Origin of the sequence: Serratia nevei (genome assembly GCF_024160145.1) — a bacterium.
Lineage (GTDB): Bacteria > Pseudomonadota > Gammaproteobacteria > Enterobacterales > Enterobacteriaceae > Serratia > Serratia nevei_A.
The window spans coordinates 1-430 of sequence record NZ_JAMYWQ010000160.1; the positions used below are offsets into that span (position 1 = coordinate 1).

Consider the following 430-nt stretch of genomic DNA (forward strand, 5'->3'; position numbering starts at 1 on the left):
TTCACGCATCCCGTCAATTCCTTTGAGTTTTAATCTTGCGACCGTACTCCCCAGGCGGGGTGCTTAATGCGTTAGCTTCGGCACGGACGGGGTCGATATCCGCCCACACCTAGCACCCAACGTTTACGGCTAGGACTACTAGGGTATCTAATCCTGTTCGCTCCCCTAGCTTTCGCGCCTCAGCGTCAGGTAAGGCCCAGAGATCCGCCTTCGCCACCGGTGTTCCTCCTGATATCTGCGCATTTCACCGCTACACCAGGAATTCCGATCTCCCCTACCTACCTCTAGCCACGCAGTATCGGACGCAGTTCCGGGGTTGAGCCCCGGAATTTCACAACCGACTTGCGCAGCCGCCTACGCGCGCTTTACGCCCAATGAATCCGGACAACGCTCGCCCCCTACGTCTTACCGCGGCTGCTGGCACCGTACG

Annotated in this window: 1 rRNA gene; it reads right to left on the reverse strand. The window is 58.6% G+C overall.

The window, feature by feature from the left end:
* Positions 1 to 430, reverse strand: a 16S ribosomal RNA gene (locus tag M6G53_RS25230); the annotation flags it as partial.